Origin of the sequence: Bradyrhizobium sp. UFLA03-84, from assembly GCF_002289535.1 — a bacterium.
Taxonomy (GTDB): Bacteria; Pseudomonadota; Alphaproteobacteria; order Rhizobiales; family Xanthobacteraceae; genus Bradyrhizobium; species Bradyrhizobium viridifuturi.
Genome location: NZ_NSJY01000017.1, coordinates 566,404 through 585,681, shown reverse-complemented (window position 1 = coordinate 585,681; position 19,278 = coordinate 566,404). Strand labels below are relative to the sequence as shown.

Here is a 19,278-nt window from a genome sequence, read left to right as displayed (position 1 = left end):
TAGCCGAGCATTTGGGCGTTTGACGCATGGCATATGCTCGGTTTTCGCGCGGACCGGGTCAATAATGCCCCTCGGCGGGGCCGGTGTTTGATGTTACCAATTTGGCATGAACCAGCATGCCAAGGTCGACATCCGCCATTCCACCTGTCCGCACGACTGCCCCTCGGCATGTGCGCTCGACGTCGAAGTGATCGACGGACGTTCGATCGGCAGGGTACGCGGCTCCAAGCAGCAGACTTATACGGCAGGCGTGGTCTGCGCCAAGGTCGCGCGTTATGCCGAGCGCATTCATCATGCCGAACGGCTGATGCACCCGCTGCGCCGGATTGGGCCGAAAGGTTCGGGCCAGTTCGCGCGGATTTCCTGGGACGAGGCGCTGGACGAGATCGCCGCGCGTTTCGATGCCGCCGAGCGCGAGTTCGGCGCCGAGTCGGTCTGGCCTTACTATTACGCCGGCACCATGGGGCTGGTGATGCGCGACGGCCTCAACCGGCTGTCGCATGTGAAGAAATATTCGCGCTTCTACGGCACGATCTGCGCGACCATCGCGCGCATCGGCTTTACGGCCGGCACCGGCAAGATCGCCGGCGTCGATCCCCGCGAGATGGGGGTCTCCGACCTCGTCGTGATCTGGGGCACCAATCCGGTCAACACCCAGGTCAACGTGATGACGCATGCGTCGCGTGCTCGCAAGGAGCGCGGCGCGAAGATCGCGGCGGTCGACGTCTACAACAACGAGACCATGAAGCAGGCCGACATCAAGATCCTGCTGCGGCCAGGGACCGACGGCGCCTTCGCCTGCGCCGTGATGCACGTGCTGTTCCGCGAGGGATTTGCCGATCGCGATTATCTGGCGCGCTATACCGATTGCCCCGACGAGCTCGAGGCGCATCTGAAGACCCGCACGCCGGAATGGGCTTCGGCGATCTCGGGCGTGCCGGTCGAGGAGATCGAGGCGTTCGCGCGGCTGGTCGGGACCACCCAACGCTCCTTCTTCCGTCTTGGCTACGGTTTCACCCGCAGCCGCAACGGCGCCGCCCAGATGCACGCCGCGCTGTGCATCCCCGCGGTGACTGGCGCCTGGCAATATGAGGGCGGCGGCGCCTTCTTCAACAATGCAGCGCTCTGGCGCTTCGACGAGTCGATCATCGAAGGCCACGACGCGATCGATCCCACCACCCGGGTGCTCGATCAGTCGAAGATCGGCCGCATCCTGACCGGCGATGCCGAGGCGCTGCGCGGCGGCGGGCCGGTCAAGGCGATGCTGATCCAGAACACCAATCCGATGACGGTGGCGCCCGAGCAGGCGCTGGTGCGCCAGGGGTTCGCCCGCGAAGATCTGTTCGTCGCGGTGCACGAGCAGTTCATGACCGAGACGGCGCAGATGGCCGACATCGTGCTCCCGGCGACGATGTTCATGGAGCACGACGACCTCTATTACGGCGGCGGCCATCAGCACATCTCGGTCGGTCCCAAGCTGATCGATCCGCCCGGCGAATGCCGCTCCAATCACGAGGTGCTGCAAGGGCTCGGCCGCAGGCTCAATGCCGTGCATCCCGGCTTCGACATGACGCCCCGCCAGCTGATCGATGCGACGCTGAAGAAGAGCGGACACGGCGACATCGCGGCGCTGGAGGCCGACATCTGGCGCGATCTGCAGCCCGATTTCCGGACCTCGCACTATCTCGACGGCTTCGCGCATGCCGACAAGAAGTTCCACTTCAAGGTCGATTGGGGCAAGGTGCCGGTCGGTTCGGGCGGGCTGATGGGCGCCTGGGACAAGATGCCCTCGCTGCCCGATCACTGGACGATCATCGAGGAAGCGGATGCGCAGCATCCGTTCCGGCTCGCGACGTCGCCGTCGCGCAGCTTCCTCAACACCAGCTTCAACGAAACGCCGTCGTCGCAGGCGCGCGAGGGCGCACCGACCGTGATGATCCATCCCGACGATGCGGCCGCGCTCTCGATCGCCGATGGCGACGCCGTGACGCTCGGCAACACGCGCGGCGAGGCCACGCTGACTGCAAAACTGTTCGATGGCGTCCGCCGCGGCGTGCTGATCGCCGAGTCGATCCATCCGAACAAGTCGCATATCGGCGGTCGCGGCATCAACATGTTGACCGGGGCTGAAGCCGTCGCGCCGGTCGGCGGCGCCGCGTTCCACGACAACAAAGTCTGGATGAGGAAGGCGCCCGCCGCCGCATAATCCTGCTTGCAGTCGGCGCCGATCCTGCCGCAAATGTGGGCAGGAAACGGCGCACAAGGCAGGAAACATGACCGATAACAGCGTTCTTCTCGAAAAGCGCGGGCAGGCGTACTGGATCACCATCAACCGCCCGGACAAGCGCAACGCGCTCAATGCCGGCGTGATCGCGGGCATCGCCAGGGGCTATCGCGAGGCGCATGACGACAAGGACGTGCGCGTCATCGTGCTGACGGGCGCGGGCGACAAGGCGTTCTGCGCCGGCGCCGATCTGCAGAACAGCGGCGCGGCATTCTCGATGGATTTCTCGCGGCCGAATGTCGACTACGCCGATCTCTTGCGGCTGTCGCAGAACGCGACCAAGCCCGCGATCGCGCGGGTCGGCGGCGTCTGCATGGCCGGCGGCATGGGCCTGCTGTGCATGACCGACATGGCGGTCGCCGCCGATGGCGTGATCTTCGGTCTGCCTGAAGTGAAGGTCGGCGTGTTTCCGATGCAGGTGCTGAGCCTGCTGCAATCGATCGCGCCGCCGCGTCTCGTCAACGAATGGGCGCTGACCGGCGAGCCGTTCGATGCCAAAGCCGCGCAGGCCGCGGGCCTTCTCAACTACATCGTGCCGGCGGCCGAGCTCGACGCCAAGGTCGACTGGCTGATCGGCCGCATCGTCGACAAGTCGCCGACGGCGATCCGTCGCGGCAAATACGCCATGCGCGCGATCGCCTCGATGTCGTTCGACGAGAGCATCGCCTACACCGAAAGCCAGATTGCGCTGCTGGCGATGACCGAGGACGCCAAGGAAGGCCTCAAGGCGTTCGGCGAGAAGCGCAAGCCGACCTGGACGGGACGCTGAGGCATCGCGGTGCCGCTTCACGCCGCGCCGCGCCGCCTGCGGCCGTCGCAGGCGCGCACGACCAAAATATCGAAAACAACCCCATGCAAAGGAGCGGGCGGCGGCCGGCATTGGACAAGTCAACTTGACACGCCGGGCAACTCAGGGGTATATTTCTAATATTCCGAAATTGGGCGCCCGCTCGCTGACCCGTCGCGTATCAGCCCGCGTTGGCCTTCAGGCCGGCGGCTTCGATGCCGGCGACGGCGCAGATCTCGTCATTGTCCGAGGTGTCGCCGCTGACGCCGACGGCGCCGAGCAGGGTGGTGCCGTCCATGATCAGGACGCCGCCGGGGACCGGCACCAGTCGGCCCTGCGCCAGCGTATTCACGGAATCGATGAAATAGGCCTGCTCCTGCGCGCGCTGGAACAGCGCCCGCGATCCCATGCCGAGCGCCAGCGCGCCATAGGCCTTGCCGTGGGCGATCTCGGCCCGCATCAGGCTGGTGCCGTCCTGCGCCGCCGTCACCTTCACCGCGCCGCGCGCGTCGAGGATGGTGACCACCAGCGGCTTCAGCTTCTTCTCGACGCCCTTGGCGAGGGCGGCATCCAGAATCTTGCGGGCGGTGTCGAGAGTGAGCTCAGCCATGGGCCTGTTCCTTTGTCGGTAATGATCTGCTGGAATTCGACTTCGCACGTTTCAGGCTCATCGCCAATACGCTGGCGACATGCAGCGGCGTGCGGCCGCTGCCGTCCTTGATCTGGTGCCGGCAGGAGGTGCCGTCGGCGACGATCAGCGTGTCCCGGTCGGCGCTGCGAACCGCTGGGAGTAGCGACAGCTCGGCCATCTCGATCGAGGCCTGATAGGTGTCCGCGCCGTAGCCGAAGGCGCCGGCCATGCCGCAGCAGCTCGACTCGATGGTCTTGACCTCGAGGCCGGGCACGAGGCGCAGCACCTTCTCCACCGGCTTGAACGCGCCAAAGGATTTCTGGTGGCAATGGCCGTGCACGACGGCTTTGCCGGCGACGGCGCCGAGCGGCAGCGCGAGGCGTCCAGCCTCGGCCTCGCGCACCAGGAATTCCTCGAACAGCAAAGCGTGCGCGCTGACGCTCTTGGCGGTGTCATCGGAACGCAGCGACAGCAGCTCGTCGCGTAGGGTCAGCAGGCAACTCGGCTCGAGGCCGATGATCGGCACGCCGCGTGCCGCGAACGGCGCGTAGGTCGCGACCAGCCGGTCGAGCTCGGCGCGGGCCTGCTCCACCAGTCCGGCAGACAGGAACGTCCGTCCGCAGCAGGGCGGCCGGCCGCCATCCGATGGCTTCGGCAGATGGACGCGATAGCCGCCGGCGACCAGCACCTCGATTGCGGCGTCGAGATTCTCCCGCTCATAGCCGCGGTTGAAGGTATCGGCGAACAGCACCACTTCGCGGCCATCGGGCGCGCCCAGCACCTCGGCCTCGGGGCGGAACGTATCGCTGCGAAACGCCGGCAGCGCCCGTTTGGCGCTGATGCCGGCCAGCGTCTCGAACAACCTGCGCAGCAGCGGACTGCTGTTGCGCCAGTTCGCGATCGGGGCGAAGCGCGAGGCGAGATCGAGGTAGCGCGGCAGATAGCCGACCAGCCGGTCGCGCAGCGACAGGCCGTGCGTCGCGGCGCGGGCGGCCAGCATCTCGATCTTCATCTTGGCCATGTCGACGCCGGTCGGGCATTCATGGCGGCAGGCCTTGCAGGAGACGCAGAGCTTCAGCGTGTCCATCATCTCGTCTGAGGAGAGGGCGTCCGGCCCGAGCTGGCCCGAGATCGCAAGCCGCAGCGTGTTGGCACGGCCGCGGGTGACGTCCTTCTCGTTGCGCGTCGCGCGATAGGACGGGCACATCACGCCGCCTTCGAGCTTGCGGCAGGCGCCGTTGTTGTTGCACATCTCGACCGCGCCCTGGAAACCGCCGCCGGCGCCGGGATAGGCCGACCAGTCGAGCGCGGTCTTCAATTCGCCGACGCGATAGTCCGGCGAAAAACGAAACAGCGAACGGTCGTCCATTTTCGGCGGATCGACGATCTTGCCGGGATTGAGCGTGTTGCCGGGATCGAAGCGCTGCTTGACCTCGCGGAAATCGGCGACGATGCGCGCGCCGAACATCGTCTCGTGGAATTCAGAGCGCACCAGGCCGTCGCCATGCTCGCCGGAATGCGAGCCCTTGTATTCGCGCACCATCGCGAAGGCTTCCTCGGCAATGGCGCGCATTGCCTTGACGTCCTTCTCGAGCTTGAGATTGAGCACCGGGCGCACATGCAGGCAGCCCTCGGAGGCGTGCGCATACATCGTGCCGCGGGTGCCGTGCCTCGCGAACACCGCATTGAGCCGCTCGGTGTAGTCGGCGAGATGTTGCAGCGGCACCGCGCAATCCTCGACGAACGAGACCGGCTTGCCCTCCTGCTTCATCGACATCATGACGTTGAGGCCTGCGGCGCGGAAATCGGCGATGCCGGTCTGCAGCGCGGGCTCGACGATCTCGACCACGCCGCCCCATTTGCGCTGCGGCTTGTCCCAGCCGAAGCCGAGATCGCCCATCAGCTCGCCGAGCTGCCTGAGGCGGGCGAGATTGTCGGCCTGATCTTCCTCGGCGAACTCGACCACCAGGATCGCGTCGGGATCGCCGCGCACCGCCGCCGAGACGATCGGCTGGAACATCGCGATCTCGCGCCCGAGCGCGATCATGGTGCGGTCGACCAACTCCACGGCAATCGGCCGCAGCTTGACCAGATGCTGGGCCGCGTCCATCGCCTCGTAGAAGCTGCCGAAATGACAGACGCCGAGCGCCTTGTTGCGGATCACAGGCCACAGCTTGAGCTCGACCTGCGTGGTGAAGGCAAGCGTGCCCTCGGAGCCGACCAGAAGATGCGCCAGATTGTTCGGCGCGTTGCGTGGCACCAGCGCGTCGAGGTTATAGCCGCCGACACGGCGCTGCACCTTGGGGAATTTATCCGCGATCTCGAGCGCCTCGCGCTCGCCGAGATCGAGCATGTCGCGGAACAGCTTCAAGCCGCTGTCGGACGCATTGACCCGGGTCAGATCGCGCGGCACCTCGCCGAAATGCAGCAGCGTGCCGTCGGCGAGCGCCGCATCCATCGACAGCGTGTTGTCGCGCATCGTGCCGTAACGCAGCGAACGGCCGCCGCAGGAATTGTTGCCGGCCATGCCGCCGATGGTGGCGCGCGACGCCGTGGAGACGTCGACCGGAAACCACAGCCCGTGCTTCCTGAGTTGCCGGTTGAGGTCGTCGAGCACGATGCCGGGCTCGACCACGCAGGTTCGGTTCTCGACGTCGAGCGAGATGATCTTGTTCAGATGCTTCGACAGGTCGACCACGATGCCGTCATTGACGGTCTGGCCGCATTGCGAGGTGCCGCCGCCACGCGGGGTCACGATCCGCCCGGCGTCGCGGACGATCGCAAGCGTGCGCAGCGCCTCGTCGACGGTTCGCGGCACCACCACGCCGGCTGGCATGATCTGGTAGAACGAGGCGTCGGTCGCGTAGCGGCCGCGGTTGAAGGCATCAAAAAACACGTCGCCGGTCAGGTCGGACCGCAGGCGCTGTTCGAGCGATGAGGCGTTCTTCATCCCAGATCCGATGTGATCCATGGCGCAACCGAGGCTTGCTCATGGATTATGCATTCTCTCGATTTGAGAATTACATTATGAATTCAAAATGAGCAAGGCGAAGGGGAGTCCGATGGCCCTTCAGTCCCCCTGAGGCGTCGACGCCGGGGTGTCGTCCGGCCCTTCCGCGAGGTGTTCGATGGCCGCGCCCCGCTTGTTGCGCAGGTGCTGAAACAGGATGTCGCTGAGCTCGCTGCCGGCGCGGCGGCGCAGCGCATCGAGGATTGCCTCGTGCTCGCGCATCGCCTCGGCCCAGCGTTGCCGCTTGCGGGCGAAATTGGCGGAATAGCGCACGCGGCGGATGCGGCCCGCGAAGTTGGCGTAGGTCGCCTTCAGCGTCGCGTTGCGCGCGGCCGCGACGATGCTCTCGTGGATCCGCTGGTTGGTCTGGAAATAGCCGTGCATGTCGCGGTGCAGATAGTGGCCGTACATCTCGTAGTGCAGTCGCTCGATCGCCGCGATTTCCTCGTCCGTGATTGCCTCGCAGGCCAGTCGTCCGGCGAGGCTTTCCAGTCCGGCCATCACGTCGAACAATTCCTCGAGGTCGCGCTGGCTGAGCTGGCGCACCCGCGCGCCGCGATTGGGCAGCAGCTCGATCAGGCCTTCGGCGGCCAGCACCTTGAGTGCCTCGCGCAGCGGCGTCCTTGATATACCGAGCATCTCGCAGAGCTGGCGTTCCGGAACGCGGGCGCCGTCGGGAATGTTGCCTTCCACCACATAGTCGCGCAGCCGCAGCAGGATCTCGCCGTGCAGCGAGGCTTCCTGGCGGTCGCTGCCGTTGCCGGTGGCGGGTGGGGTGATCGGAACCCCGGTTTCGGGAATCGCGGATTTCATATTCTGAACAATAGTTTGCCGGTGCGGTCGCGTCGATGTCCTCAATCGAATACCAAAATGAGATTGAAAAGACAAAAAATGAATGCAAAATGGCGTGGAGAACGGCCGACATCCGGCGATTGGGAGGTTCTGATGCATCAAGGGCGCCATTTTCTGCAGATTCCAGGGCCGAGCCCCGTTCCGGATCGCATTCTTCGCGCGATGGATATGCCGGTCATCGACCACCGCAGCGCCGAGTTCGGCGAACTCGGCCGCACCGTGCTCGAGGGCAGCGCCAGGATCTTCCAGACCACACGGCCGGTGGTGATCTTCCCGTCGTCGGGGACCGGCGCCTGGGAAGCGGCGATCGTCAACACGCTGTCGCCCGGCGACAAGGTTCTGATGGTCGAGACTGGCCATTTCGCCACCCTGTGGCGGCAACTGGCCAGCCGCTTCGGCATCGAGGTCGACTTCATCGCCGGCGATTGGCGGCGCGGCGCCGACCCCGCGCAGATCGAGGCCAGGCTGGCCGCCGACACCGCGCACAGCATCAAGGCGGTGATGGTCGTCCACAACGAGACCTCGACCGGCGCGACCAGCCGGATCGCCGATATCCGTGCCGCTATCGACCGCACCTCGCATCCGGCGCTCTTGATGGTCGACACCATCTCGTCGCTGGGTTCGGTCGACTACCGGCACGACGAGTGGAAGGTCGATGTCAGCGTCAGCTGCTCGCAGAAGGGTTTTATGCTGCCCCCCGGCCTCGGCTTCAACGCGATCTCGGAAAAGGCCCGCGCCGCGTCACGCACCAACAAGATGCCGCGCTCCTATTTCGATTGGGAGGAAATGCTGAAGCCGAACGCCAAGGGCTTCTTCCCCTATACGCCGGCGACGAACCTGCTCTACGGGCTGCGCGAGGCCATCGCGATGCTGCTGGAGGAGGGGCTCGACAATGTATTCGCGCGCCATCAGCGGCTCGCCGCCGCGACGCGCGCCGCGGTCAATCATTGGGGACTCGAGGTGCTGTGCCAGGAGCCCTCGGAGTTCTCGCCGGTGCTGACCGCGGTGTTGATGCCGCCCGGCCATGATGCCGACCAGTTCCGCAAGGTCGTGCTGGACAATTTCAACATGTCGCTCGGCTCAGGCCTGTCGAAGGTCGCCGGCAAGGTGTTCCGCATCGGTCACCTCGGCGAGTGCAACGAGTTGACGTTGCTCGGGGCGCTCACCGGGGTCGAGATGGGACTGTCGGTCGCCGGCGTGCCGCATCGCGCGGGCGGCGTCGCGGTTGCGATGAAGCTGCTCGAACAGCGGGACCAGCGCAACTCACCGTCGCATCTGAAAGTGGTCGGCACCTAGCGACACCAACAACCAGAAAATCGCAGACCAGGGAGGGGATATGAGGCTTCGGTTCAAGGCCACCCACGTCGTGTTGGCCATGCTCTGCGTGATGTATTTCATCACCTATGTCGACCGCGTGAACATCGGCACCGCGGCCGGCGAGATCCAGAAGGAGCTCGGCCTGTCCAACACCGAGCTCGGCCTGGTGTTCTCGGCGTTCGCCTATCCGTATCTGCTGTTCCAGGTGATCGGCGGCTGGGTCGGCGATCGCTTCGGGCCGCGCCAGACGCTGTTCTGGTGCGGCATGATCTGGGCGGCGGCGACCATCATGACCGGCTTCGTCCATGGTCTCGCCGCGCTGTTCGTCGCGCGGTTCGCGCTGGGGTTCGGCGAAGGAGCGACCTTCCCGACGGCGACGCGCGCCATGCAGTACTGGACGCCGGCGAACCGCCGCGGCTTCGCGCAAGGGCTGACGCACTCGTTCGCGCGGCTCGGCAATGCGGTGACCCCGCCGGTCGTCGCGCTGCTGATCCTCTGGCTGACCTGGCGCGGCGCATTCGTCGTGCTCGGTGTCGTCAGCCTGATCTGGGGCGTCGTGTGGGTCTGGTACTTCCGCAACGAGCCGAGGATCATGGCTCGATCACGGAAGCCGAACTGGCGACGCTGCCGCCGCGGCCGAAAGGCGAGCGGCCGAAAGTGCCGTGGGGACCGCTCTTGCAGCGGATGTGGCCGGTGACGCTGACCTATTTCTGCTACGGCTGGTGCCTGTGGCTCTACCTCAACTGGCTGCCGCTGTTCTTCAAGAACAACTACAGCCTCGATCTGAAGAACTCGGCGCTGTTCGCCTCCGGCGTGTTCTTCGCCGGCGTGATCGGTGACAGCATCGGCGGCGTCATCTCCGACCGCATCCTCGAGCGCACGGGCAATGTGCGCCTGGCACGGCTCAGCGTGACCGTTGTGGGCTTCGCCGGCGCGCTGCTGTCGCTGATGCCGATCCTGTTCGTCCACGACATTACGGTGGTCGCGCTCTGCCTGTCGGCCGGCTTCTTCTGCGCCGAGCTCGTGATCGGCCCGATGTGGTCGATCCCGATGGACATCGCCCCGAAATATTCCGGCACCGCCGCGGGAATCATGAACACCGGCTCTGCCTTCGCGGCGATCGTCTCGCCGCTGGTCGCCGGTTTCGTCATCGACGCCACCGGGAACTGGTACCTGCCATTCCTGATGTCGATGGGCCTGTTGCTGCTCGGTGGTTTCTCGGCATTTCTGATGCACCCGGAACGGCCGTTCGAGGAGGCGAGCGAACAGGTGATGCCGGGCAAGGTGGTGGCCGCCGAATGAGGGGCTGCCGGCCCCGTTGCAGCGCCGTCAGATATGCATGACGGCCCCTCGCCGGGCCTAGGACAAACCCGGCGAATAGTGATATGCGAGCGGCTTACCAAGACCAAGGCAAGACCGGGAAAGACGCTCATGACCGTGCATACTGGAAGGCATTTTCTGCAGATTCCGGGACCGACCAACGTGCCGGACCGGGTGCTGCGGGCCATGGATATGCCGACCATGGACCACCGCGGTGCCGAATTCGCCGAGATCGGCTTTGCCGTGCTTTCCGCGATGCAGCGCGTGTTCCGCACCAAGCAGCCCGTGATCATCTACCCCTCCTCGGGGACCGGCGCCTGGGAGGCCGCGATCGTCAACACGCTGCAGCCCGGCGACAAGGTCCTGATGTGCGAGACCGGGCAGTTCGCCGTGCTGTGGCACGGCATTGCCGACAAGTTCAAGCTCGACGTCGATTTCATCGCGGGCGACTGGCGCCACGGCGCCGACCTCGAGCAGATCGAGGCCAGGCTTGCCGCCGACAAGGCGCACAAGATCAAGGCGGTCTGCGTGGTCCATAACGAGACCTCGACCGCCTGCGTCACCTATCCGCGCGACGTCCGCAAGATCCTCGACACGCTGAAGCACCCGGCGCTGTTGATGGTCGACACCATCTCCGGCCTCGGCTCGCTCGAATATGAGCACGACGCCTGGGGCATCGACGTCTCGATCGCAGGCTCGCAGAAGGGCCTGATGCTGCCGCCCGGCCTCGGCTTCAACGCCGTGTCGGAGAAGGCGCTTGCGGTGGCCAAGGCCAATCCGGGCATGCGCTCCTATTGGGACTGGCAGGAAGTCATCAACATCAACAAGGCCGGCACCTGGCCGTACACGCCCGCCACCAACCTGCTGTTCGGCCTGCGCGAGGCCGTCAAGATGCTGGAGGAAGAGGGCCTCGACAACGTGTTCGCCCGCCACAAGCGCCACAGCGAGGCGACGCGTGCGGCGATCAAGGTGTGGGGCCTGGAGACCCAATGTCAGGAGCAGGGCGCGCATTCGCCGGCGCTGACCGCGGTGCGGGTGCCTGACGGCCACGACGCCGATCATTTCCGCAAGGTTGTGCTGGATAATTTCGACATGTCGCTCGGCACCGGTCTCAACAAGGTCAAGGGCAAGGTGTTCCGGATCGGCCACATCGGTCACTTCAACGACCTGATGCTGATGGGCACGCTGTCCGGCGTCGAGATGGGTCTTGATCTGGCCAAGGTGCCGCATCGCAGCGGCGGCGTGCTGGCGGCGATGGAGGTCCTGAAGGGACGCGACGCCGCGCAGGCGTCGAAAGTCGCTTAGGAAGGCCTCGGCCGGAAAATCGAATCGTAACGAACAGAAAGAGCGAGACATGAACGCGCCCGTCGCACCGACCGAAGACCTGATCTACTCCGTCGAGGACGGGATCGCGCGCATCACGTTCAACCGGCCGCAGGCGCGCAACGCGCTGACCTTTGCGATGTACGAGCAGATGGCCTCGATCTGCGAGAACATCAATCAGGATCACTCGATCAAGGCGTTGATCCTGACCGGCGCCGGCGACAAGGCCTTCGCCTCCGGCACCGACATCTCGCAGTTCCGCGCGTTCAAGACTGCGCAGGACGCACTGGACTATGAGGCACGGATCGACCGCGTGCTGGGAACGCTCGAACAGTGCCGCGTGCCGGTCATCGCAGCGATTGCCGGCGCCTGCACCGGCGGCGGCGCCGGCATCGCCGCATGCTGCGATATCCGCATCGGCACCGAGGCGACGCGGATCGGCTTCCCGATCGCGCGCACGCTCGGCAACTGCCTCTCGATGTCCAACATCTCGCGGCTGGTGTCATTGGTCGGTCCGGCGCGGACCAAGGATCTGATCTTCAAGGCGCGCCTCGTCGAAGCGCCGGAGGCGCTGGCGCTCGGGCTGTTGAACGAAGTCGTGCCCGATGTGGAGACCTTGCAGCGCCGTGCCGACGAGACCGCGAAGCTCGTCGCCGGCCACGCGCCGATCACGCTCGAAGTGACCAAGGAAGCGGTCCGCCGCATCCGCCGCACGCTGTCGCGCGACGAAGGCGAGGACCTGATCCTGCGCGCCTATATGAGCGAGGATTTCCGCGAGGGCATGGACGCCTTCCTCAACAAGCGGGCACCCAACTTCAAGGGCAAGTAGCGCCGGCGAAGTGAGCTTGGCGCGCGCAGGGCTGCGTGCGTCGCGGATCGCCTTCACAAATTCGGTGTCGTCCCGGGCAAGCGAAGCGCGACCCGGGACCCATAACCACCAAAGGCGATTGTTGCATGGCGCTGGAGCCACAACCGGCTTCCACAACGAACGCCTGTGGTTATGGGTCCCTGCTTTCGCAGGGACGATAGCGAACAGACGGCGCGCCTTTCGCTATCCTGCACAGCCTGCCTCTCGCAACGACGCTCGTTCCTCATTCCAAAGTCATACGTCATGCGGCAGTTCGCGGCTTGAACTCACCCTTATTCTCGGCACAATGATGCGACCTTCCGCTTCGCAGGTTTTGCCAAGCCGAACAAATAGATAGGGAAGAAACACGTGGGACAGATTGTGAAAACCACGGCTGCCATCGCGGCCCTGCTGCTGAGCACGCCGGCCTTTGCCGGCTGGGAGCCGAGCAAGCCGGTCGAGATCGTGGTTGCTGCCGGCGCCGGCGGCGCCTCCGACCAGATGGCGCGCATGATGCAGGCGGCGATCCAGAAGAACAATCTGATGAAGCAGCCGATGGTGGTGTCGCTGAAGGGCGGCGCCTCGGGTGCGGAAGCGCTGATGTACATGAAGTCCAGCGAGGGCGATCCCAACAAGGTGCTGATCGCCTATTCGCTGATCTACATGCTGCCGCTGTCGGCCAAGATCCCGTTCAACTGGCGCGACCTGACACCGGTGTCGGTGATCGCGCTCGACCAGTTCGTGCTGTGGGACAATGCCTCCGGTCCGAAAACGGTGAAGGAGTTCATCGATGCCGCCAAGGCGGCGAGCGCGCCGTTCAAGATGGGCGGCACCGGTTCCAAGCGCGAGGACCACGTGCTGACCGTGTTCATGGAGCAGAAGACCGGCGCAAAATTCTCCTATCTGCCGTACAAATCCGGCGGCGAGGCCGCAACCCAGCTGGTCGGCGGTCACACCGAATCCAACGTCAACAATCCCAGCGAGAACCTCGAGGTCTGGCGCGCCGGCCAGGTTCGCGCGCTCTGCGTGTTCGACAAGGAGCGGATTTCCTACAAGACCAAGGTCACCGACACGCAATCCTGGAACGACATCCCGACCTGCAAGGAGGAGGGGCTCGACGTGCAGTACCTGATGCTGCGCGCGATGTTCCTGCCGGGCAAGGTCACCCAGGAGCAGCAGGCGTTCTATGTCGACCTGTTCCAAAAGGTGACGCAGACGGCGGAGTACAAGGACTACATGGAGAAGCAGGCGCTGAAGCCGATCTTCCTCACCGGCAAGGACATGGTGGAATTCCTCGAGGATGACGACAAGCAGAATGCCTCGCTGATGAACGCAGCGGGCTTTGTCGCAAAATAGCGCGCGCGGTCCGGAATTGGCTTGCAAGCGGCGGCGGCGCGGTGATTACTGCGCCGCAGTATGGCCGAACGTACGGCTAGCCGTGGAGCGATCATGACCAAAGCCGTGTTGGGGATCATCGGCGGATCCGGCATTTACGATCTGCCGGGCCTGGAAAACGTCCGCGAGGAAGCGGTCGTAAGTCCCTGGGGCGAGCCGTCGGCGTCGCTGCGCCGTGGCGAGATGGCGGGACTGCCGATCGTGTTCCTGCCGCGCCACGGCCAGGGACATGCGCTGTCGCCGTCCGAAATTAACTACCGCGCCAATATCGACGTGTTGAAGCGGGCAGGGGTCACCGACCTCGTCGCGCTGTCCGCCTGCGGCTCATTCAAGGAGGAGCTGCCGCCGGGCACCTTCGTCTTGGTCGACCAGTTCGTCGATCGCACCTACAAGCGCGAGAGCTCGTTCTTCGGCAGAGGCTGCGTCGCGCATGTTTCGATGGCGCACCCGGTGTCGCCGTTGCTGGCGAAGCATCTCGCGGCCGCGGCGGAAGCCGAGCGTATCGCGTTCGCGCGCGGCGGCACTTACCTCTGCATGGAGGGGCCGCAATTCTCCTCGCTGGCCGAAAGCCTGACCTACAAGGCGCAGGGCTATTCGGTGATCGGCATGACCAACATGCCGGAAGCCAAGCTCGCCCGCGAAGCCGAGATTTGCTACGCCAGCGTGGCGATGGTCACCGATTTCGATTGCTGGCATCCGGCGCATGATGCGGTGACGGTGCAGGATATCATCCGCGTGCTGAACTCGAACGCCGAGAAGGCCAAGGCGCTGGTCGCGCGGCTGGCGCGGGATTTCCCGCGCGAGCACGAGCCGTGTCCGGTCGGATCGGACCGCGCGCTGGACACCGCGCTGATCACGGCGCCCGCGGCGCGCGATCCGCAGTTGCTTGCCAAGCTCGATGCAGTTGCCGGACGGGTGCTCCGCACATGAGAGTGGATGGTCAGCATTTTCGCAGCATCTGGCTCGAGCCCGACGGCTGGTCGGTCGGCGCGATCGATCAGCGCCGGCTGCCGCATGAATTCATCGTCGCCAGGATCACGACCGCCGACGAGGCCGGCGAGGCGATCAGCTCGATGCTGGTCCGCGGTGCGCCGCTGATCGGGGCGACCGCGGCCTATGGCATGGCGCTTGCGATGCGATCAGATGCCTCCGACGCGGCGCTCGACCGTGCCGGCAAGATGCTGGCCGCGACCCGTCCGACCGCGATCAATCTGAAGTGGGCGATCGACGAGATGCAGCGCGCGCTCGCGCCGCTCGCAGCCTCGGCGCGGGTGGATGCAGCCTATGCCCGCGCCCGCGAGATCGCCGATGAGGATGTCGAGATCAACCGCGAGATCGGCCGCCACGGGCTCGGCCTGATCGAGACCATCGCCGCGACCAAGAAGCCGGGCGAGCCGGTGAACGTGCTGACGCATTGCAATGCCGGCTGGCTTGCAACCGTCGATTGGGGAACGGCGACATCACCAATCTACCAGGCGCATGATCGCGGCATTGCGGTTCATGTCTGGGTCGACGAGACCCGGCCGCGTAATCAGGGCGCTTCGCTCACCGCGTGGGAACTCGGCCACCACGGCGTGCCGCACACCGTGATTCCCGACAACACCGGCGGCCATCTGATGCAGCATCGCATGGTCGACCTCGCGATCGTCGGGACCGATCGCGTCGCCGCCAATGGCGACGTCTGCAACAAGATCGGGACCTATCTGAAGGCGCTCGCCGCCCACGACAACGGCGTGCCGTTCTATGTTGCGCTGCCGTCGCCGACCATCGATTTTCGTATTGATGACGGCGTCAGGCAGATTCCGATCGAGCAGCGCGCGGCCAGCGAGGTTACGCACCTTACCGGGCGGACGGCGGATGGACGGATCGAAACCGTGCGCGTGGTTCCGGACGGCTCCTCCGTCGCCAATTTCGGCTTCGACGTCACGCCGGCAAGGCTGGTGACGGGATTGATCACCGAGCGCGGCGTTCTCCGCGCTGATCGTGCTGCACTCGCGAGCGCGTTTCCCGAACGCTCAAGTTAGCTGAAGGCTGCATTGACGGTGATTGGTTCTGCACGCTATCCCAATCGTTGCCCTCGCAACCCAGACCGTCTCGTCCATGTCCAACACCGAACTTGAGATCGTCGTCGACGATCCGACCGCGCCTGAAGAGAACTCCCCCGCCGTCGTCTCGACCGGCGTCGTCGACATCGTCGTCTCGCTGCTCCTGCTGGCGCTCGCCGTCGTGCTGGGCTGGGACAATTGGCGCACCGGCGCCTCGTGGGACTCGACCGGGCCGCAGCCGGGCTATTTTCCGTTCTATCTTTCGGTGATCCTCGGCGCCGCCAGCCTCTATGGCCTGGGCACCGCCTTCGTGTCGCGCCGGGAGGCTGTCGAGACCTTCGTCACTCGGGCGCAGCTGCGCCGGGTGATGGCGGTGTTCGTGCCGACATTCCTGTTCTGTCTTGCCACCCAGTATCTCGGCCTCTATGTCGCGAGCTTCCTCCTGATCGCGGGCTTCATGCGCCTCGTCGGCAAGATCGCGCTGTGGAAGTCGCTGCTGACCGCCTTCATCTTCACCGCCGCGATGTTCGTGACCTTCGACATCGCATTCGATGTCATCATGCCGAAGGGGCCGCTCGAAGCGGCCTTCGGTTACTGAGCGATCGACAGGATTTCGAAACATGGAAGCTTTCGGTCTCCTGCTGCACGGCTTCGCCGTCCTTTTGACGTGGAAGACGCTGCTCTTGATGATGGTCGGCCTCGTGCTCGGCATCTTCGTCGGCGTGCTGCCGGGACTTGGCGGCCCCAACGGCGTTGCGATCCTGCTGCCGCTGACCTTCACGATGGACCCGACGTCGGCCATCGTGATGCTGTCCTGCATCTACTGGGGTGCGCTGTTCGGTGGTGCCATCACCTCGATCCTGTTCAACATCCCCGGCGAGGCCTGGTCGGTCGCGACCACCTTCGACGGCTATCCGATGGCGCAGCAGGGCAAGGCGGCCGAAGCGCTCACCGCGGCGTTCACCTCCTCCTTCATCGGTTCGCTGGTCGCGGTGCTCTTGATCACCTTCCTGGCGCCGATGATCTCGTCGTTCGCGTTGAAGTTCGGCCCGCCGGAATTCTTCGCGGTCTATCTCCTGACCTTCTGCTCGTTCGTCGGGCTCGGCCGCGAGGCCAAGCACAAGACCGTTATCTCGATGTCGCTTGGGCTGCTGCTCGCCGGCGTCGGCATGGATACGGTGTCGGGGCAACTGCGCATGACCTTCGGCTCCGCGGAGCTCCTGCGCGGCATCAACTTCCTTGTCGCGGTGATCGGCCTGTTCGGCATCAGCGAGATCCTGATCACGATGGAGGAGCGTTTGGCACTGCGCGGCCATGCCGCCGGCATTTCCCTGCGCGTCGTCCTTTCGGTGTGGAAGGACCTGCCGAAATACTGGGTGACGCTGCTGCGCTCGTCGGTGATCGGCTGCTGGCTCGGCATCACGCCGGGCGGCGCGATCGCGGCCTCGTTCATGGGCTACAACCTCGCCAAGCGCTTTTCCAAGGATCAGGAAAGCTTCGGCAAGGGCCGCATCGAGGGCGTGTTCGCGCCGGAGACCGCCGCGCATGCCTCGGGCACCTCGGCACTGCTGCCGATGCTCGCGCTCGGCATTCCCGGCTCGGGGACCGCCGCGATCCTGCTTGGCGGTTTGATGGTGTGGGGTCTCAATCCGGGGCCGCTGCTGTTCGTCGAGCACAAGGATTTCGTATGGGGCCTGATCGCCTCGATGTATCTCGGCAATGTCGTCGGCCTCGTGCTGGTGCTGACCACCGTGCCGATCTTCGCCTCGATCCTGCGCGTGCCGTTCGCGGCCGTGGCGCCGATGATCGTGGTGTCCTGCGCGATCGGCGCCTATGCGATCCAGAATGCGATGTTCGACATCTGGCTGATGCTGGGCTTCGGCGTGGTCGGCTATGTCTTCAAGAAGATCGGCATTCCGCTCGCGCCGTTCACGCTCGCGCTGGTGCTCGGCAGCCGCGCCGAGGACGCGTTCCGGCTCTCGATGATCGGCTCCGGCGGCGACATGAAGGTGTTCTGGTCGAACGGCCTCGTCGGCAGCATCACGACGCTTGCGATCGTGCTGCTGTTCTGGCCGGTGATCGATCGGGCCTTTGCCGGCGCCGCGCGTCTGCTGCGGCCGGCAAAGGCGTGAGGTTCCAGAGCGTTTTCGAGCGAAGTGGACACCGGTTCGCGTGAAGGAAACACGTCAAGCCAGAATCCGGAGCTCCGTTCCGATTTGATCGGAACGGAGCTCTAGACGACCTTGCGCTGACGCAGCTCGGCAATCTCGTCACTGCCGAAGCCGAACTCGGCCAGCACTTCCTCGGTCTGCTCGCCGAACTCCGGCGGCCGCGCCACCATCTTGCTCGGCGTCCGCGACAGCGTGACGGGCTGGCTGACCAGCTGGATGTGCCGGTTCTCGTCATTGGGCACGTGCTGGGCCATGCCGAGATGCTTGACCTGGGCATCCTCGAACATCTGGTCGATCGAGTAAATCGGCCCGCAGGGCACGCCGGCGGCGTTGAGCTGCTGCACCCAGGTCTCGGTCGACTTCTTCTCGGTCAGCGCGCTGATCCGCGCATTCAGGGCGTCCCGGTTCTTCGAGCGCGCCGGCGCGGTCGCGTAATCGGGGTCGGTGACCAAGTCGGGCGCGCCGATTGCCTGCGCGCAGCGTTCCCAGATCCGTCCGCCTGTGGTGGCGATGTTGATGTAGCCGTCGGAGGTCTTGAACACACCGGTCGGGATCGAGGTCGGATGGTTGTTGCCGGCCTGCTTGGCGACTTCCTTCTCCATCAGCCAGCGCGCCGCCTGGAAATCCAGCATGAAGATCTGCGCCTGCAAGAGCGAGGTCTGCACCCATTGACCCTCGCCGGACACGTCGCGCTCCAGCAGCGCGGTGAGGATGCCGATCGCGCAGAACAGGCCCGCGGTCAGGTCGGCCACGGGAATGCCGACCCGCATCGGACCTTCGCCGGGCGCGCCGGTCACCGACATCAGACCGCCCATGCCCTGCGCGATCTGATCGAAGCCCGGGCGCTTGTGATAGGGGCCGTCCTGGCCGAAGCCGGAGATGCTGCCATAGACGATCTTCGGATTGATCTTGCGGATGCTCTCATAGTCGATGCCGAGCTTGGCCTTGACGTCCGGCCGGAAGTTCTCGACCACAACGTCAGCCTGCTCGGCGAGCCGCTTGAACACCTCGAGCCCTTTGGGGTCCTTCAGGTTCAGCGTCATGGCCCGCTTGTTGCGGTGCAGGTTCTGGAAGTCCGATCCGCCGCGCGGGCCGCCCGGCTGCTCGCCGCCGCCGTCCTCCAGCAGCGCATCGATCTTGATCACGTTGGCACCCCAATCCGCGAGCTGGCGCACGCAGGTCGGCCCAGACCGGACCCGGGTCAAATCCAGCACGGTGAAGCGGGACAGGGCTTGGGATGCGCGGGGAAAGGGCATTGAGACACCTCTTGTTTGGCGGGCCGCTGTGGGGGCTATT

General features: G+C 65.2%; 14 protein-coding genes and 1 pseudogene. 11 read left to right on the top strand and 4 right to left on the bottom strand.

The features are described from left to right. Positions 1-106 precede the first annotated feature (106 nt). Together CK489_RS35415 and CK489_RS35410 are read left to right on the top strand one after the other, a co-directional pair. A complete protein-coding gene (locus CK489_RS35415; protein WP_095735532.1) occupies positions 107-2,206 on the top strand; it encodes a molybdopterin oxidoreductase family protein in 2,100 nt (699 codons plus the stop codon). 67 nt (positions 2,207-2,273) lie between these two features. Further along, positions 2,274-3,053, top strand: a complete 780-nt coding sequence (locus CK489_RS35410; protein ID WP_095735531.1) for an enoyl-CoA hydratase/isomerase family protein — start codon at positions 2,274-2,276, stop codon at positions 3,051-3,053. A 199-nt stretch (positions 3,054-3,252) separates the two neighbouring features. Here the strand turns inward: CK489_RS35410 and CK489_RS35405 are convergent, their stop codons facing one another. From CK489_RS35405 to CK489_RS35395, 3 genes are all read right to left on the bottom strand, one after another. Next, the gene (locus CK489_RS35405; protein ID WP_021080440.1) at positions 3,253-3,681 is read right to left on the bottom strand and encodes a GlcG/HbpS family heme-binding protein; all 429 of its coding nucleotides are present in this window, start codon (positions 3,679-3,681) and stop codon (positions 3,253-3,255) included. After that, positions 3,674-6,652, bottom strand: a complete 2,979-nt coding sequence (locus tag CK489_RS35400; RefSeq protein WP_095735530.1) for an FAD-binding and (Fe-S)-binding domain-containing protein — start codon at positions 6,650-6,652, stop codon at positions 3,674-3,676. The genes CK489_RS35405 and CK489_RS35400 overlap by 8 nt, the downstream gene beginning before the upstream one ends. A gap of 120 nt (positions 6,653-6,772) precedes the next feature. Further along, the gene (locus CK489_RS35395) at positions 6,773-7,525 is read right to left on the bottom strand and encodes a GntR family transcriptional regulator (protein WP_095735529.1); all 753 of its coding nucleotides are present in this window, start codon (positions 7,523-7,525) and stop codon (positions 6,773-6,775) included. Positions 7,526-7,657: 132 nt separating this feature from the next. Between CK489_RS35395 and CK489_RS35390 the strand changes: the two genes are divergently transcribed. The 9 genes and pseudogenes from CK489_RS35390 to CK489_RS35350 all read left to right on the top strand — a co-directional run bounded on the left by CK489_RS35390 (position 7,658) and on the right by CK489_RS35350 (position 17,943). Further along, positions 7,658-8,860: a pyridoxal-phosphate-dependent aminotransferase family protein gene (locus CK489_RS35390; protein WP_198961105.1), complete on the top strand. Its 1,203-nt coding sequence runs from the start codon at positions 7,658-7,660 to the stop codon at positions 8,858-8,860. A gap of 40 nt (positions 8,861-8,900) precedes the next feature. Beyond that, positions 8,901-10,183, top strand: a pseudogene (locus CK489_RS35385) (MFS transporter). A gap of 129 nt (positions 10,184-10,312) precedes the next feature. Then, entirely contained in the window at positions 10,313-11,506 is a 1,194-nt protein-coding gene (locus tag CK489_RS35380; protein WP_050630251.1) for a pyridoxal-phosphate-dependent aminotransferase family protein, read from the top strand. A gap of 49 nt (positions 11,507-11,555) precedes the next feature. Then, positions 11,556-12,353, top strand: a complete 798-nt coding sequence (locus CK489_RS35375) for an enoyl-CoA hydratase/isomerase family protein (protein ID WP_050630250.1) — start codon at positions 11,556-11,558, stop codon at positions 12,351-12,353. A gap of 396 nt (positions 12,354-12,749) precedes the next feature. Continuing rightward, entirely contained in the window at positions 12,750-13,727 is a 978-nt protein-coding gene (locus CK489_RS35370) for a Bug family tripartite tricarboxylate transporter substrate binding protein (RefSeq protein WP_502694163.1), read from the top strand. A 93-nt stretch (positions 13,728-13,820) separates the two neighbouring features. Continuing rightward, the gene (locus tag CK489_RS35365) at positions 13,821-14,696 is read left to right on the top strand and encodes an S-methyl-5'-thioadenosine phosphorylase (RefSeq protein ID WP_050630248.1); all 876 of its coding nucleotides are present in this window, start codon (positions 13,821-13,823) and stop codon (positions 14,694-14,696) included. Further along, positions 14,693-15,790: an S-methyl-5-thioribose-1-phosphate isomerase gene (gene mtnA, locus CK489_RS35360; protein WP_095735526.1), complete on the top strand. Its 1,098-nt coding sequence runs from the start codon at positions 14,693-14,695 to the stop codon at positions 15,788-15,790. The genes CK489_RS35365 and mtnA overlap by 4 nt, the downstream gene beginning before the upstream one ends. A 76-nt stretch (positions 15,791-15,866) precedes the next feature. Then, the gene (locus CK489_RS35355) at positions 15,867-16,409 is read left to right on the top strand and encodes a tripartite tricarboxylate transporter TctB family protein (protein WP_095735525.1); all 543 of its coding nucleotides are present in this window, start codon (positions 15,867-15,869) and stop codon (positions 16,407-16,409) included. Positions 16,410-16,431: 22 nt separating this feature from the next. Further along, positions 16,432-17,943, top strand: coding sequence for a tripartite tricarboxylate transporter permease (locus CK489_RS35350; RefSeq protein ID WP_095735524.1), 1,512 nt, complete (start codon positions 16,432-16,434; stop codon positions 17,941-17,943). A 101-nt stretch (positions 17,944-18,044) separates the two neighbouring features. Here CK489_RS35350 and CK489_RS35345 read toward each other — a convergent pair whose 3' ends face one another. Beyond that, positions 18,045-19,238: a CaiB/BaiF CoA transferase family protein gene (locus CK489_RS35345; RefSeq protein ID WP_095735523.1), complete on the bottom strand. Its 1,194-nt coding sequence runs from the start codon at positions 19,236-19,238 to the stop codon at positions 18,045-18,047. Positions 19,239-19,278: the final 40 nt, after the last annotated feature.

Bases quoted from the DNA above. Each gene is read 5' to 3' on its own strand.
- CK489_RS35415 (WP_095735532.1), top strand. From the start codon at position 107: ATGAACCAGCATGCCAAGGTCGACATCCGCCATTCCACCTGTCCGCAC.
- CK489_RS35410 (WP_095735531.1), top strand. From the start codon at position 2,274: ATGACCGATAACAGCGTTCTTCTCGAAAAGCGCGGGCAGGCGTACTGG.
- CK489_RS35405 (WP_021080440.1), bottom strand. From the start codon at position 3,681: ATGGCTGAGCTCACTCTCGACACCGCCCGCAAGATTCTGGATGCCGCC.
- CK489_RS35400 (WP_095735530.1), bottom strand. From the start codon at position 6,652: ATGAAGAACGCCTCATCGCTCGAACAGCGCCTGCGGTCCGACCTGACC.
- CK489_RS35395 (WP_095735529.1), bottom strand. From the start codon at position 7,525: ATGAAATCCGCGATTCCCGAAACCGGGGTTCCGATCACCCCACCCGCC.
- CK489_RS35390 (WP_198961105.1), top strand. From the start codon at position 7,658: ATGCATCAAGGGCGCCATTTTCTGCAGATTCCAGGGCCGAGCCCCGTT.
- CK489_RS35380 (WP_050630251.1), top strand. From the start codon at position 10,313: ATGACCGTGCATACTGGAAGGCATTTTCTGCAGATTCCGGGACCGACC.
- CK489_RS35375 (WP_050630250.1), top strand. From the start codon at position 11,556: ATGAACGCGCCCGTCGCACCGACCGAAGACCTGATCTACTCCGTCGAG.
- CK489_RS35365 (WP_050630248.1), top strand. From the start codon at position 13,821: ATGACCAAAGCCGTGTTGGGGATCATCGGCGGATCCGGCATTTACGAT.
- mtnA (WP_095735526.1), top strand. From the start codon at position 14,693: ATGAGAGTGGATGGTCAGCATTTTCGCAGCATCTGGCTCGAGCCCGAC.
- CK489_RS35355 (WP_095735525.1), top strand. From the start codon at position 15,867: ATGTCCAACACCGAACTTGAGATCGTCGTCGACGATCCGACCGCGCCT.
- CK489_RS35350 (WP_095735524.1), top strand. From the start codon at position 16,432: ATGGAAGCTTTCGGTCTCCTGCTGCACGGCTTCGCCGTCCTTTTGACG.
- CK489_RS35345 (WP_095735523.1), bottom strand. From the start codon at position 19,238: ATGCCCTTTCCCCGCGCATCCCAAGCCCTGTCCCGCTTCACCGTGCTG.